The sequence below is a fragment of the Streptomyces sp. NPDC008139 genome (assembly GCF_042957025.1).
Lineage (GTDB): Bacteria > Actinomycetota > Actinomycetes > Streptomycetales > Streptomycetaceae > Actinacidiphila.
The window spans coordinates 113,276-127,196 of record NZ_JBIBHM010000016.1 but is presented as its reverse complement, the minus strand read 5'-3'; the positions used below and the strand labels follow the sequence as shown (position 1 = coordinate 127,196).

The following is a 13,921-nucleotide window of genomic DNA, read 5'->3' as shown; positions in this document are numbered from 1 at the left end:
GAGCCAAATGAGTGAGGGATGACTGGACTAGTGGAGCTGCAACAGCCAAGACGGGTCAGCGGCCGCGCGTGTGCTCGGTGACAAACGTGTAGCCGAAGGGCAGGTCCCAGCCGTCCGCCTTGCCAAGCCTGCGGCAGTGTTCCCGAAAGGCCGCACGTTGCACGTCGCTGGGCGAGCAACCCGGTCGCAGCCGGCGCAGATGGCCGGGAACGAACTGAACACCCCGGAGCCCGTCAATGCTCGGTTCGGCGCCGTCCCAGGGCCGTATCACCCGTGGCAGAGCGGGACGGTAGCCGATAAGAGGGATGGTTCGCTGGCCGTCTCGCGGCGGAAAATGCGGCTGCCCCCACGTATCTCGGCTGCCGAGGGCCGGTTCCAGGAGTCGGTCCGTCAGCAGTTCCGCAACGGCCAATTCCATGGCGAAAGCCTGTGACCGAGTCGGCTGGCACCCGTAGACCGCGTTTGGCAGGACTGATCGGTCCATCAGGGCATGGCCGTCGAGCGTGAGCAGACCGCAGCGGCGCACGGTACGCATCACCAACTGGCGCGGGCCAAGGCCGATTGCGCTGTCACCGTGACGGTCACTTCCCGGGGTGTCCTCCCTGGTGAGCACACGAGGGTCGTAACAGTGACCAGTTTCTCGGTCGCCGACCCGCACCCGTTCCTTGAGCTGCGTCGTGGCCAGGCGTATCTCCGAGCCGCCGCGAAGCCAGCGCAGGTCAAGCATCAGGCCGGGAAAGAAGTCATCGGGCCAGACAATTTCGGTCAACCGACCCGATCCGTCGATGATTTCGGCGCTGACGTCCTGAGTTGCCTCTTTCTCCTCCAATACCCTTCCGCCGTGGTATAGTTCAAGGCGGAGCTTGGAGCGCGCACCGAAAGACCTGTGGAGCTCTTCGGCCGCATTTGGATGCACGGGGAACCAGCCGTTGATGAGCTGGGCCAACCGCAGGGGCGCTCGCCAGACGATCTCCCGCGCGTCGCTCCGCAGAAGTTCGGCGGTGCCGAGAGAGGCATCATCTGCCAGAGGCAGATCGACCGGATCCGGCTCTCGTTCGAGTTCTTGCTCCGATGGCGCGGGCAGCGTGGACGCCCAGCCTTCACCGGCCGGGGCCAGGGGGTCTCCGGACGCTTCTGCATCACCGGGATGATGAGACCGCCAAATGCCACCGCTCTCGAAAGTGTCGTCGAGCGTAATCCGGGAGCCGTTCTTGAACAGGCCTTGTTCACTGTCTCCTTGGACGATGTCGGCGAGCGCTATGTTCGCCCGGCACACTGCTGCGGCGTATCCCGCGCCCCTAAGTACTTCCGTCGCCCCTGGGAATCCGCGAAGCCGCGGTCCGACCGCTGTGTACGTGGTGACCGGCGCCGTGAGGCCGTAGCGCCGTCGGCTTGGGGTGGCCGCGCGTTCGACCGTCGCGGCAAGCGACTTGAGGTCGTCGCCGCCCAGCGGTCCGGTGTCCCGCCAGCAGTCCGCAAGGGAGGTCCGAGTCATGGCGTAGTCACCCCATGTGCGCAAAGCGGAGCTGGAATTGAGCACATCCCGCACTGTGCTGAGGAGACCGAGCAGGCCCGCCCGCAAGTCGCCGTCGTGCGTGCCGCCCACCAACGCGGCGAGGGAGACGGGTACGAATGGACTGAGCAACTGCTCTCGTGCCGTCGTCAGAAGATAGTCGGCATAGGCTGTCAGATCGTCGCGCTGAGCCGCCTCCGCTGACGAGTAGCGGACATCGACGACGACGTGTCCATCCTCGTTGATCCAGCGTCGGCGCGTGCGTAAGCGGTGAAGCTGGGCCGACGACAAGCTCAGAGCCGGGCCGAAGGCATGGAGATCAGGGACGAGGAGCTCTCTTCGCCGTGGGGCGGCGTCCTCTGCCAGCACCCCCGGGCCTTCGGCACCTGCAGGCGCCCCCGAGACCCAGGCCGGTACGTCACCGAGCGCGCCCGCCTCCGGGTGGGCACCCTCCCGATAAACGATCTCGGCATACAACGGGTCCGACCCGGTGGCGACACACACCATTGCTCCGACCGGAAGTGCGGGGGCGCACCCACCGAAAGCGATCACAGGAAAGTCGTCGAGGCGGAGCGGGCTTCCGCCGTAGCCATCGCCGCCGACGTCGAAACCGAAGTACACGGCGTTGAAGGCGACGGTAGTGTGCACGGGCGCCAAACGCGCTGTGACAACAGCATCGAGATACCGCCGTAACCGATCGCGCTCTTCGTGGGGTACGGCCTCGTAACCGTTCGTCATGGCAGACGTCAACAATGCCCGGTCACCGTACGGGCCAGGCACCTGCGTCCTACCTCGGGTCGTCAGTGACGCCTCCGGCCCACCACGTTCGTCAACTCTTGCTTGTACATACGGGTCCCCACCCATGTCACCTCCACCGCGCTTCAGACCGCTGCGGTCTGACGTGCGATAATTCACGCAGGGTATGCCGATCCGGAACGTTCCGGAAGCACTTTCGCCACATTGCAATGTTCAGCAAAGGCTCACACCAAACGCATGCGCACGCCGACATCAGGCCATGCTCCTGCCGTGGAACTTGGGCAGGCCAAGGCCGCGCGAACGGCTCCATGGCAGCTCACGGAAGCGCCCAACCGTCACCTCACTTTCAAGGTAAGACGGCTTGGCACTCCTCAAGCCCGGGACACCGAGCACAAGGGCCACGTTGATCGATCACCTTGACAGCGATGTCACGCCCTGCCATTTCGTCAGGTTCAAACGGCGAAAAGAGGACACGAATCGCCCGATCACCATCCGGACCGACGTGTCGGCTATTGGCGAAGGCTGACTTGGGGGCAAGAGCGAGAGACGCTGCGTCCGCCAGGGCGCATATATGCCCCCATCGATCACAGGCTCCGATCATCGATAAGCGCTGGTCGACCCAACTCTCGCTATCAGCGGCCCAAGCGCACACAGCTTCGATGACTGCAAAGTGACGGTGAGCACCTCGGCCGTCATCGACGATCATCGTCACTGGTGGCTCTCAACCACGGTGCTAACAGGCGCTACGGCGCCTGGGCGCCCGGCAGGTCGCGGTTCTCCTCGACCCGGCGGGGGCGCTCCTCGGTTCGGTGCGGGCGCTCCTCGACCCGGCGGGGGCGCTCCTCGGTTCGGTGCGGGCGCTCCTCGACCCGGCGGGGGTGCTCCTCGGCGACGGAGCTGCGGATCACGCGCGAGGCCGACAGCGTGTGGCGGCGGTGGATGACGGCCAGGACGATCGCGGTGGCGATGGCGATCAGGTGCTCGCGGCCCGCCAGATTCGGCTTGATGACGGACTCCATGACCATGGAGCCGCCGGTGAAGAAGAAGACGATGGGTGCGCGCTGTGTGATCGACAGATAGGTGAAGAGCCCGACGACGGCGGCGGACGGCCCGGTGTCGAGGATCGCCCCGGCGTCGGGCGGCAGCCCGAGCCCCCACCAGCCGGTGCCCATCGCGATCATGGCGCGCGCCATCAGGGTGCCGACCAGCGTCGTGGTGTACGCGATCACCAGCGTCCTGGCCCGCCCGAGTACCAGCTCGGCGAGCGCGAAGGCGAGGAAGAGCTGCGTCATGCCCGCCCACACGGGCAGGTCGAGCGCGGGGACGTACAGCGAGACCGGTGTCCGCAACAGGGCCAGCGGCAGCGGCAGATCGGCGTAGACACCGCCGACCACGCGCACCACGGTCGCGCCCGCGCTGCTCTGCGCTATCCCGTGGAAGAAGATCACCCCGAGCCCGGCGAGGAACGCCAGGGACAGTCCGGGCAGCCCGCGCCGCAGCAGCTCACGCACCGGCGCGACGACGATCCCCTGCCACTCCCCGCGCACGGTCCGCCAGATCAGCCGCAGGGCTCCCCGCAGCGCCGTCCCCACCCGCTCCGCGGCGCCCCGACTCCCCTCGCGGACCTTGCCCCGCACCCGACACCGCCCCCTCTCCCGCTCCCGAACTCCGCCCACAAGCGTATAGACGCGTCTATCCGCCGGACATCCGCCCCATGCGGACCATGACGTAGGACGCCGTCAGGGTTTGCGAGGTTTACCCACCCGCGTCCGCGACCGGCACGGCGAAGGGGCCGGGCAGGCGGTGAACACCTGCCCGGCCCCTTCTGGAGCCGGAGCGGACCGAACGAATCGGGCGGACCGAACGGACCGACCGAACAGTGCGGACCGAGCGGACCGGACCGACCGAGGTCAGCGGTGGCCGGACTCGTCCAGTTCGCGCTCGGGAGCGGGACCGCCGGGTGCGGCCTCGCGGGTGCGGTCGGCGTGGCCGGGCCACCAGGCCGCGTGCCCCATCAGGGCGGTGAGGCTGGGGGTGAAGAACATGGCCATGACGAAGGCGGCGACGATGATGCCGAAGGCGACGGCGAAGCCCATCTGGGTCAGGAAGGCGTTGCCGGAGAGCATCAGGGTCGCGAAGGTCGCGGCCAGGATGAATCCCGCGGCGCCGATCGTCGGACCCGCGTGCCGCAGCGCCATGCTGGCGGCCTCGCGTGGCTCGCGGCCTTCCTGCGCCTCCTCCCGCAATCGGGCGATCATGAGGATGTTGTAGTCGGTGCCGATGGCGACGACGAACAGATACATGATGATCGGCAGCAGGAAGATCAGCCCGTCGCCGCGGCCGAAGATGAGCACGGTCGCGCCGAGGGTGGCGCCGAAGCCGAGGGCGACGGACGCGATGAGGTACCAGGGCGCCACGACGCTGCGCAGCAGCAGTCCCAGGATGATCATGATGAGGATCGCGGCGACCGGGAAGACCGTCTTGTAGTCGTGGTTCACCGCCGCGTTGATGTCCTTGAAGATCGAGGACGAGCCGCCGACGAGGGCCTCGGTGCCGGGCGGGGCGTTGTCGTGCGCGACCGTGCGCACATCACCCACCGCGGCGATCGCCTTGTCGCTGGCCGACTCGTACTTCAGGGTCACCGTGAAGTTCGCGGTGGTGCCGTCCTTGTTGAGGTCGTTCTTCTGGTCGAAGGAGACGTCCGCGACGCCGTCGACCTTCTTCAGCTTGTCGGCGTACGCGGTGTAGTCGACCGAGCCCAGCGGCTTGTTCGAGGTGCTGGTGAGGAAGACCGAGGTCGGCTCCGCCGCGCCGGCCGAGTACGCCTTCTGGAGGGTGTCCTGGACGACCATCGACTCCTTGGTCTTCGGGATCGACCCGGACGCCAGGTCGTAGGACGCCTTGTAGCCGAGGGTGCCGAGCGCGAGCAGCAGCATGACGAGGCCGGAGACGATCGCCACCATGCCGGACCTGCGGCCGACGACCCGGCCGATGGCCGCGAAGCGCGCGTCGGAGGGCTCCTGCTGCCACTTCTTGCCGGGCCAGAACAGGGCGCGCGGCGGGATCAGCGAGCAGATCGCGGGGAAGAGCGTGAGGCCCGCGATCAGGGTGACGGCGACCAGGATGGCCAGCGCCGGGCCGAGCTGGGTGAGGAAGCCCAGGGTGGACAGCGCCAGCGCCAGGAAGGAGATGATGACCGCGCCCGCCGCCGAGGCGATGGCCTCGCCGACGCGGGTGACGCTGTTGATCATCGCTTCCTTGGGTTCGTCACCCGCCCGCAGGCGTTCCCGGTAGCGGAACATCAGGAAGAGGAAGTAGTCGGTGCCGACGCCGAGGACGACCACGATCAGCAGCGCCGAGATGGAGCTGTTGGCCTGGAGTCCGAAGATCTTGGTGGCGTCCGCGATCAGCGCGTTGGCGACGGTGAAGACGACGCCGGTCAGGATGACCAGCGGCATGATCGCGATGATCGGCGATCTGAAGATGATCGCCAGCGTGATGATGATGATCAGCAGGGAGCCGACGAGCGCCACGGCGTCCGACGTCTTGCCCGCGTCCTGCTGGTCGAGGGCCTGCGCCGCCTGCCCGCCGACCTGCACCTTCAGATCGGTGCCCTTGGCGAGCGCCGTGGAGTCGTCACGCAGCGCCTTGGCCGCGTCGGCCTGTTTGGGCTGACCGGCCGTCTCCTTGTTCATCTGGACCAGCGCGGTCTGGTACTTGCCGTCCTTGGACGCGCTGCCCTCGACGACCTTCTGGACCTGGTCGATCTTCTTCTTGCCCAGCTCGTCGGTGATCTTGGTGATCTCCGACTTGTCGGCGTCGGTCAGCGCCGCGCCGTCCGTGCGCTGGTAGAGGACGATCGCGGCCGGGGTGAAGGCGGCGGGGAACGCCTTCTCCTGGACGTCCATCGCCTTGATCGACTCGTAACTGCTGGGCAGGAAGCTGCTCTCGTCGCTGTTGGACGGGAGACTCGGTGCGGTGGCGATGATCGCGACGGCGGCGATCAGCCACGCGACGATCGTCCATACGGGATGGCGGACGACGGTGCGTCCGATGCGGTGGAACATGCGGTACTGCCTCCATGGCAGGACGTATCACCGCCACCCTTTGGAGCGGGGCCCGGGTATCGGCGACCCGGGCGGCGTATACCGGCCGCCCGGTGGTGTGCAAGGGGGTGGACTTATAGGCCAGGAGCCTACTTGCCGCCCGGCAAGCAGCAACTCCGACCCCCGTATCCGTACCTTTTTCATACGGGCGGCAGCAACTTCTTTTGCGGCTTCCCCATCGCGTTGCGCGGCAGTTCAGGCAGGAAACGGACCATTCTGGGCCGCTTGTGGACCGACAGCCGGGTGGCCACGTAGTCCGTCAGTTCGGCCGCCGTCACCCCGTCCGCGACGACGTACGCGACGATCTGCTGGCCGAGGTCCGCGTGCGGCGCGCCGACGACGGCGGCCTCCCGTACCGCCGGGTGGTCGAGCAGCGCGTTCTCCACCTCGCCCGCGCCGATCCGGTAACCGCCGGACTTGATCAGGTCGGTGGAGGCCCGGCCGACGATCCGGTGCGTGCCGTCCTCGTCCACGCTCGCGATGTCGCCGGTACGGAACCAGCCGTCGGCGGTGTACGAGGCCGCCGTCGCCTCGGGGCGCCCGAGGTAGCCGTCGAAGAGGGTGAGCCCGGTGAGCTGCAACTCGCCGACGCCGTCGGCGGATTCGGCGATCCGGGTACGGATGCCGGGCAGCGGGGTGCCGACCGCGCCGGGGCGCCGCTCCCCCGCGGCCCGCGCGCTCAGGGTGATCAGCGTCTCGGTCATGCCGTACCGCTCCACCGGGGCCTGGCCGGTGAGCGCCAGCAGGTCGCGGAAGACGGGCGCGGGTAGCGGCGCGCTGCCGGAGACCAGCAGCCGCGCCCCGGACAGCGCGCGGGCGGCGGCCTCGTCCCGCACCACCCGGTGCCAGACCGTCGGCACGCCGAAGTAGAGGCTGCCGCCCGCCGCCGCGTACGCCTGCGGGGTCGGCCGTCCGGTGTGCACCAGGCGGCTGCCGGTGCGCAGCGCGCCGAGCACGCCGAGGACCAGGCCGTGCACATGGAAGAGCGGCAGGCCGTGCACCAGGGTGTCGTCGGCGGTCCACTGCCAGGCGGCGGCCAGCGCGTCCAGGTCGGCGGCGACGGCGGCACGTGAGATCAGCACGCCCTTGGGCGGGCCCGTGGTGCCGGAGGTGTAGAGGATCAGGGCCGGGCCCGGCGCGGGCGTCCCGGTGAAGTCGGCGCGCTCGGCGAAGTCCACCGGCAGCGTCCGGGCACCGGAGTCCCGCAGGACGTGCTCGCGCTCGGCCGGGCCCGCGTCCGGCGCGAGCGGCACCACCGGCACCCCGGCGAGCAGCCCGCCGACCACGGCCGCCACCGTCTCCAGCGACGCCGTCGCCTCCACGACGAAGGCCCCGGTCCCGGCCGCCCGCCGCGCGACCGCGCCCGCGGCGCCCAGCAGTTCCTCGTACGAGCAGGACCGGCCGTCCACGGTCAGCGCGTCCGCCCGGTCCCGGCCCTCGTAGAGCGCCGTGAGCAGGGGGACGGCGGGCGGCTGCGGCACGGGGGAAGGCATACGGGAATCTCCTCGCGGACGGCTGGCCCCCGGTGAAGTCGGGGGCTAACCCCAGTGTCGCCCACCCCCCGCTGTCCGTACGGTGTCCGCATGGACGCCCGCGACCCGGAACTCAACAAGGAACTCTCCGCCACCTTGCAGGCACGCAAGGACCTCGGAGCGGAGTACGAGTCGGAGCTGGTCGACTCGTTCATGGAGAAGGTGACAGAGCGCGTCGACAGCCGCGTGGAGCAGCGCGTACGGCGTGAGCTGGCGCAGCAGCAGACGTCGTACGCCCGCGCCGACCGCCGCCCGATCGGGCCCCCGCAGCCCAGCGCGCGCTTCGCCCGCTACGGCTTCGCCGGGTTCACGATGATCGCCGCCATCCCGCTGTCCGCGATCGGCGCGGTCAACGCCGGTACGGCGGGCCTGTTCATCACCTGGGCGGGCATCGTGGGCGTGAACGTCGCCCAGGGCCTGAGCAGCTTCCTGGTCCCGCGCTCGAAGCGCGACGACGACAAGGACGATTGGGCCTAGCCGGCCGGGCCCCGCGCCAAAGAACCCGCACCCGTACGGTGCGCCCTCGCGATCGGGCCGGCAAAAAAGTTAGCGCGGGAACCGCCGCACCCCCGGAACAAGGCCGGAGGGCGGGACGACGGCGGTTCCCGCGGTGGACGCGGGCTGGGTCAGGGCCGAGCACTCGCGTCCAAGGGTCACCATGGAGTCCGGGAGCCGCTCCGGAGGTCCTTGGCGCCACATTCAGTTGTGCCGACCGGCCGGTCTCCCGTGCCTTTCGACATCCCCCAATGTGCCGGACGCTTGTTAAGCCCGTGCTGCGCGGACGTGTCGCGGGTGTACCAGTTCCGCGAATCCCCGCCCGCGCCGCGGACACCCGCCGCACACGGCCCCCCGGCGGCTCAGACGCCGGTGTGCCCGGCCAGGAAGGTGAGCAGGTCCTGCCTGCTCACGACGCCGGTCGGCTTGCCCTCCACCAGCACGATCGCGGCGTCGGCGCTCTCCAGCACCGTCATCAGATCGGCGACCGGCTCGCCCGAGCCGACCTGCGGCAGCGGCGCGGACAGGTGCTTGTCCAGCGGGTCCTCCAGCGTGGCGCGCTTGGTGAACAGCGCGTGCAGCAGGTCGCGTTCCACGACGGAGCCGATCACCTCTGCGGCCATCACGTCCGGGTGCCCGGCGCCGGGCTTGACGACGGGCATCTGCGAGACGCCGTACTCGCGCAGCACCTCGATGGCCTGGCCGACCGTCTCGTCCGGGTGCATGTGGACGAGCTGCGGCAGCCCGCCGTCCTTGTGCGCGAGGACGTCGGCGATCCGTTGGTTGCCGCCGCTCTCGTCGAGGAAGCCGTGCGAGCTCATCCACTCGTCGCTGAAGATCTTGGAGAGGTAGCCGCGCCCGCTGTCCGGCAGCAGGACGACGACCACGTCGTCGGGGCCGAGCCGCTTGGCGACCTCCAGCGCGGCGACGACCGCCATCCCGCAGGAGCCGCCGACCAGCAGGCCCTCCTCCTTGGCCAGGCGGCGCGTCATCTGGAAGGAGTCCTTGTCGGAGACGGCGACGATCTCGTCGGCCACCTCACGGTCGTACGCGGTCGGCCAGAAGTCCTCGCCGACGCCCTCGACCAGGTAGGGCCGCCCGGAGCCGCCGCTGTAGACCGAGCCCTCGGGGTCGGCGCCGACCACCTGGACGCGGCCTTCGCTGGCGTCCTTCAGATAGCGCCCGGTGCCGGAGATGGTGCCGCCGGTGCCGACGCCCGCGACGAAGTGGGTGATCCGCCCCTCGGTCTGCTCCCACAGCTCGGGGCCGGTGGAGTGATAGTGCGACAGCGGGTTGTTCGGGTTGCTGTACTGGTCCGGCTTCCATGCGTTGGGCGTCTCGCGCACCAGCCGGTCGGACACGTTGTAGTACGAGTCCGGGTGGCTGGGGTCGACGGCCGTCGGGCAGACGACGACCTCGGCGCCGTACGCCCGCATGACGTTGATCTTGTCGGTGGAGACCTTGTCGGGGCAGACGAAGACGCAGTGGTAGCCCTTCTGCTGCGCGACGATGGCCAGGCCCACGCCGGTGTTGCCCGAGGTGGGCTCCACGATGGTGCCGCCGGGCTTGAGATCGCCGCTGCGTTCCGCGGCCTCGATCATGCGCAGCGCGATGCGGTCCTTCACCGAACCGCCGGGGTTGAAGTATTCGACCTTGGCCAGGACGGTCGCCTGGATCCCCTCGGTCACGCTGTTGAGCCTCACCAGCGGGGTATTGCCCACGAGGCTGATCATCGAGTCGTGAAACTGCACCGTATGTCTCCGGGTTCTCCGTGATGGTGGGGCCAAGCCTAGGACCTGGCGGGCAGGTCCAGGACGGGGGAAGCGAAGCGCGGGCGAAACGTGGACGACGCGGACAGCGTTGACGTTGCTGATGGTCCCTGACGGGGCACCAGGTTCATGTACCAAGTAACCAGGACCGATACGCGTGCATACACGCAGTAGGCCGGTGGAGTCAGTGGGAGGTGACCGGCTCGATGTCGAGGGCGACGGTGGCACGGCGGATCGCGACGGCGGCGGCGTTCGGAGGCGGCGGCATCAGCCTGCTGGGCGGGGCCGCGATCGGGGTGCTGCTGACCGAGGCGCGGCTGGCCAAGCGGATGGTCGGCGGATCCGGCGCGGTCGCGCCGCGGGCGGACGGGAGGTACGGCTCCGCGTTCGCGCACCGGACCGGCGAGACGCCGCTGCGATTGGGCTTCCTGGGTGATTCCACGGCGGCGGGTCAGGGCGTGCGCCGGGCCAGGGAGACGCCGGGCGCGCTGCTGGCCTCCGGGCTCGCCGCGGTCGCCGAGCGGCCGGTGCAGTTGGTGAACGTGGCGCTGCCCGGCGCGCAGTCCGACGACCTGGCCCGTCAGGTGACGCTGCTGCTGGAGTCGGGCGCTCCGGTGCCCGAGGTCGTGGTGATCATGATCGGCGCCAACGACGTGACGCACCGGATGCCGCTGGCCACCTCGGTCCGGCTGCTGTCGGACGCGGTACGGCGGCTGCGCGAGGCGGAGTGCGAGGTGGTCGTGGGCACCTGTCCCGACCTGGGCTCGGTCGAGCCGGTCTACCAGCCGCTGCGCTATCTGGCCCGCCGGATGAGCCGCCAGCTCGCCGCCGCGCAGACCATCGCGGTGGTGGGCCTGGGCGGCCGTACGGTGTCGCTGGGCGCGCTGCTGGGCCCGGAGTTCGAGGCCAGGCCGCGCGAGCTGTTCGGCCCCGACAACTTCCACCCGTCGGCGGAGGGCTACGCGACGGCCGCCATGGCCGTACTGCCGACGCTGTGCGCGGCGCTGGGGCTGTGGCCGGACACCGACGACGAGCGGCCGGACGCGCGCCGCGGCGAGGGCTTCCTGCCGGTGGCCCAGGCGGCGGCCGAGGCGGCGGCCGAGGGCGGTACGGAGGTCACGGCGGCGCGGGGCGCGGTGTCCGGTCCCCGCGGGCGCTGGGCGCTGATCAAGCGGCGCAGGCGGCGCGGACTGCCGGCGGAGGACGAGCGGCACCCGGAGGCCGCGGCCGAAGGGGTAGGAACGGGCGGAGCCGGGTAGGACCAGCCACGGAGCGGGGTAAGCAAGCGCTCAGAAAGAGGCCCGCATCACAGGCGGTGTCTGATGACTCGCTGCGCTACGTGGCGGTAGCTTCCCCAGGAGTCCCGAGAATCCCGCAGCCTCGACGAGGAGTGTCGCGATGCCAGAAGCCGTCATCGTCTCTGCCGCCCGTTCGCCCATCGGGCGCGCCTTCAAGGGGTCGCTGAAGGAGCTGCGGCCCGACGACCTGGCCGCCACGATCATCAGGACCGCACTGGACAAGGTTCCGCAGCTCGACCCGCGCCAGATCGACGACCTGATGCTGGGCTGCGGTCTGCCCGGCGGCGAGCAGGGCTTCAACATGGGCCGGATCGTGGCCGTGCGGATGGGCATGGACCACCTGCCGGGCTGTACGGTCACCCGCTACTGCTCCTCGTCGCTCCAGACCACGCGGATGGCGCTGCACGCCATCAAGGCGGGCGAGGGCGACGTCTTCGTCTCGGCCGGGGTCGAGATGGTCTCGCGCTTCGCGAAGGGCAACTCCGACAGCCTGCCCGACACGATGAACCCGGTCTTCGACGAGGCCAGGGCCCGTACGCAGCAGCGCGCCGAGCAGGGCAGCGCGGAGCTGGGCGACTGGCACGACCCGCGTGAGGACGGCGCGGTGCCGGACGCGTACATCGCGATGGGGCAGACGGCGGAGAATCTGGCCCAGCTCAAGGGGATCACCCGGGAGGACCAGGACGAGTTCGGCGTGCGGTCGCAGAATCTGGCCGAGGAAGCGCTGAAGAACGGCTTCTGGGAGCGCGAGATCACACCCGTCACGCTGCCGGACGGCACCGTGGTGTCCAAGGACGACGGTCCGCGGGCCGGGGTGACGCTGGAGGGCGTGCGGGGCCTCAAGCCGGTCTTCCGCCCCGACGGCACGGTCACCGCGGGCAACTGCTGTCCGCTCAACGACGGCGCCGCCGCGCTGATCGTGATGTCCGACACCAAGGCGCGCGAGCTGGGCATCACGCCGCTGGCCCGCGTGGTCTCCACCGGCGTGTCCGGGCTCTCCCCCGAGATCATGGGCTACGGCCCGGTCGAGGCGTCCCGGCAGGCGCTGTCGCGCGCGGGTCTGTCGGTCGGCGACATCGACCTGGTCGAGATCAACGAGGCGTTCGCGGCGCAGGTCATCCCGTCCTACCGCGACCTGGGCATCGACCTGGACCGGCTGAACGTCAACGGCGGCGCCATCGCCGTCGGCCACCCCTTCGGCATGACCGGTGCCCGCATCACCGGCACCCTCATCAACAGTCTCCAGTTCCACGACAAGCAGTTCGGCCTGGAGACGATGTGCGTCGGCGGCGGCCAGGGTATGGCGATGGTCATCGAGAGGCTGTCGTAACGCGCCGTCGAAGCCCGTCATCCGGCCAGTTTGTGACCTTCCGTGATCACTCGGCTTCGTAACGCACAGTTGTGACGTAAGTCGCAATCAAATCGCCCCCAGGACGTGATTTTTCCTGGGGGCGATGCGTTTTCGCAGGTCAGAACGGTCATACCCGGATGGCCTAGGACGACAGACCCGGCCAATTCGTGACTTTCCGCACTGCAAAGGCCAGGGGTTTACCGGCAGAGTGTTGGGAGGGGAAAGTTTCACCCACCGCTTCGGTGGGCATTGCTCGGGTCGCGCGTCAGTCGGGAGAACGTCAGTGAGCGCCAACTTCACCGTCCTGCTGGTCGCCGCGGGTATCGCCGTGGCCGCGGGTTCCGCCGCCCTGCTCTCCGCTCGTGGCATGCGCCGCGAGCTGTCCGCCCTGCGTCAGGACCTCGCCGGTCTGAGTGTGCCCGGACCGCGCGCCTCCGCCGGGGACATCAGGTCCGCCGTCGCCGACGCGCTCGCCGACGAGCGGGAGCGGGAGCTGGCCGAGGCCCGTGCCTTCTGGGCCGAGCAGGAGGCTCGCGAGACCGCCACCGACGGCACCTTCTTCCGCGGCGGCGTCTACGGCGCCGGCGCCGAGGGGCCCGCGCCCGGTGACTACGAGGTCCCGCCGGTGCTTCCCTACCTGCCCCGGCAGGCCGACCTCGCGGGTCTTGAGGCGGCCGGAATCGAGACGGGCGGCCTCGAAGCGGCCCACGAGCCCGAGGCGTCGGAGGCGACCCTCCCGCTGCCCGGCACCTTCCCGCACCCCTCGGGTCCCGACTCCGCGCCGTCCCCGGTCGTCGCGTCCCAGGACCAGACCGCCGAGCGCCTCGCCGACCTCGCCGACGGCCGCGTCCCGCTGACCGACGTGCGCCCCGGACCGCTCGGCACCCTCGACGTGTACGTCTTCGCCGACGGCACCACCTTGTGCATGACCCCCGGCCACCGCGAGACCGCGGTGCAGCTCTCCGACGCCCTCGACCGCGGCGAGGTGCCCGTGCTGCGCGGCGGCTCCGCGATAGCGGGCGCGTACGCGCTCACCTTCGCGTACGGCGACGAGAGCGTGTACGTACTGGCCGACCGGGTCGTGGCCTCGCTCTGAGGCGG

General features: G+C 69.9%; 9 protein-coding genes. 4 read left to right on the top strand and 5 right to left on the bottom strand.

The window, feature by feature from the left end:
- Positions 1 to 55: 55 nt before the first annotated feature.
- The 4 genes from ACFZBB_RS29880 to ACFZBB_RS29865 all read right to left on the bottom strand — a co-directional run bounded on the left by ACFZBB_RS29880 (position 56) and on the right by ACFZBB_RS29865 (position 7,868).
- A complete protein-coding gene (locus ACFZBB_RS29880; RefSeq protein WP_391128782.1) occupies positions 56 to 2,251 on the bottom strand; it encodes a hypothetical protein in 2,196 nt (731 codons plus the stop codon).
- A gap of 761 nt (positions 2,252 to 3,012) precedes the next feature.
- Complete coding sequence (locus ACFZBB_RS29875) at positions 3,013 to 3,906, bottom strand: hypothetical protein (RefSeq protein ID WP_391128779.1); 894 nt, start codon at positions 3,904 to 3,906, stop codon at positions 3,013 to 3,015.
- A gap of 273 nt (positions 3,907 to 4,179) precedes the next feature.
- On the bottom strand, positions 4,180 to 6,336 hold the full coding sequence (locus ACFZBB_RS29870; RefSeq protein WP_391128776.1) for an MMPL family transporter: 2,157 nt from the start codon (positions 6,334 to 6,336) through the stop codon (positions 4,180 to 4,182).
- 179 nt (positions 6,337 to 6,515) lie between these two features.
- Positions 6,516 to 7,868, bottom strand: coding sequence for an AMP-binding protein (locus ACFZBB_RS29865; RefSeq protein WP_391128771.1), 1,353 nt, complete (start codon positions 7,866 to 7,868; stop codon positions 6,516 to 6,518).
- Between the two features lie 90 nt (positions 7,869 to 7,958).
- Here ACFZBB_RS29865 and ACFZBB_RS29860 point away from each other — a divergent pair, with 90 nt between their 5' ends.
- Entirely contained in the window at positions 7,959 to 8,384 is a 426-nt protein-coding gene (locus ACFZBB_RS29860) for a hypothetical protein (RefSeq protein WP_355346956.1), read from the top strand.
- A gap of 380 nt (positions 8,385 to 8,764) precedes the next feature.
- Here the strand turns inward: ACFZBB_RS29860 and ACFZBB_RS29855 are convergent, their stop codons facing one another.
- Complete coding sequence (locus ACFZBB_RS29855; RefSeq protein ID WP_391128768.1) at positions 8,765 to 10,153, bottom strand: cystathionine beta-synthase; 1,389 nt, start codon at positions 10,151 to 10,153, stop codon at positions 8,765 to 8,767.
- A gap of 224 nt (positions 10,154 to 10,377) precedes the next feature.
- Between ACFZBB_RS29855 and ACFZBB_RS29850 the strand changes: the two genes are divergently transcribed.
- From ACFZBB_RS29850 to ACFZBB_RS29840, 3 genes are all read left to right on the top strand, one after another.
- Positions 10,378 to 11,430: a GDSL-type esterase/lipase family protein gene (locus tag ACFZBB_RS29850; RefSeq protein WP_391128765.1), complete on the top strand. Its 1,053-nt coding sequence runs from the start codon at positions 10,378 to 10,380 to the stop codon at positions 11,428 to 11,430.
- Positions 11,431 to 11,569: 139 nt separating this feature from the next.
- Positions 11,570 to 12,799, top strand: coding sequence for an acetyl-CoA C-acetyltransferase (locus ACFZBB_RS29845; protein ID WP_391128761.1), 1,230 nt, complete (start codon positions 11,570 to 11,572; stop codon positions 12,797 to 12,799).
- Positions 12,800 to 13,103: 304 nt separating this feature from the next.
- The gene (locus tag ACFZBB_RS29840) at positions 13,104 to 13,916 is read left to right on the top strand and encodes a hypothetical protein (RefSeq protein WP_391128758.1); all 813 of its coding nucleotides are present in this window, start codon (positions 13,104 to 13,106) and stop codon (positions 13,914 to 13,916) included.
- Positions 13,917 to 13,921 lie beyond the last annotated feature (5 nt).

What these genes read in the sequence shown, in the direction of transcription:
- ACFZBB_RS29880 (WP_391128782.1), bottom strand. Translation starts at nt 2,251, where the DNA reads ATGACGAACGGTTACGAGGCCGTACCCCACGAAGAGCGCGATCGGTTA.
- ACFZBB_RS29870 (WP_391128776.1), bottom strand. Translation starts at nt 6,336, where the DNA reads ATGTTCCACCGCATCGGACGCACCGTCGTCCGCCATCCCGTATGGACG.
- ACFZBB_RS29865 (WP_391128771.1), bottom strand. Translation starts at nt 7,868, where the DNA reads ATGCCTTCCCCCGTGCCGCAGCCGCCCGCCGTCCCCCTGCTCACGGCG.
- ACFZBB_RS29860 (WP_355346956.1), top strand. Translation starts at nt 7,959, where the DNA reads ATGGACGCCCGCGACCCGGAACTCAACAAGGAACTCTCCGCCACCTTG.
- ACFZBB_RS29850 (WP_391128765.1), top strand. Translation starts at nt 10,378, where the DNA reads ATGTCGAGGGCGACGGTGGCACGGCGGATCGCGACGGCGGCGGCGTTC.
- ACFZBB_RS29845 (WP_391128761.1), top strand. Translation starts at nt 11,570, where the DNA reads ATGCCAGAAGCCGTCATCGTCTCTGCCGCCCGTTCGCCCATCGGGCGC.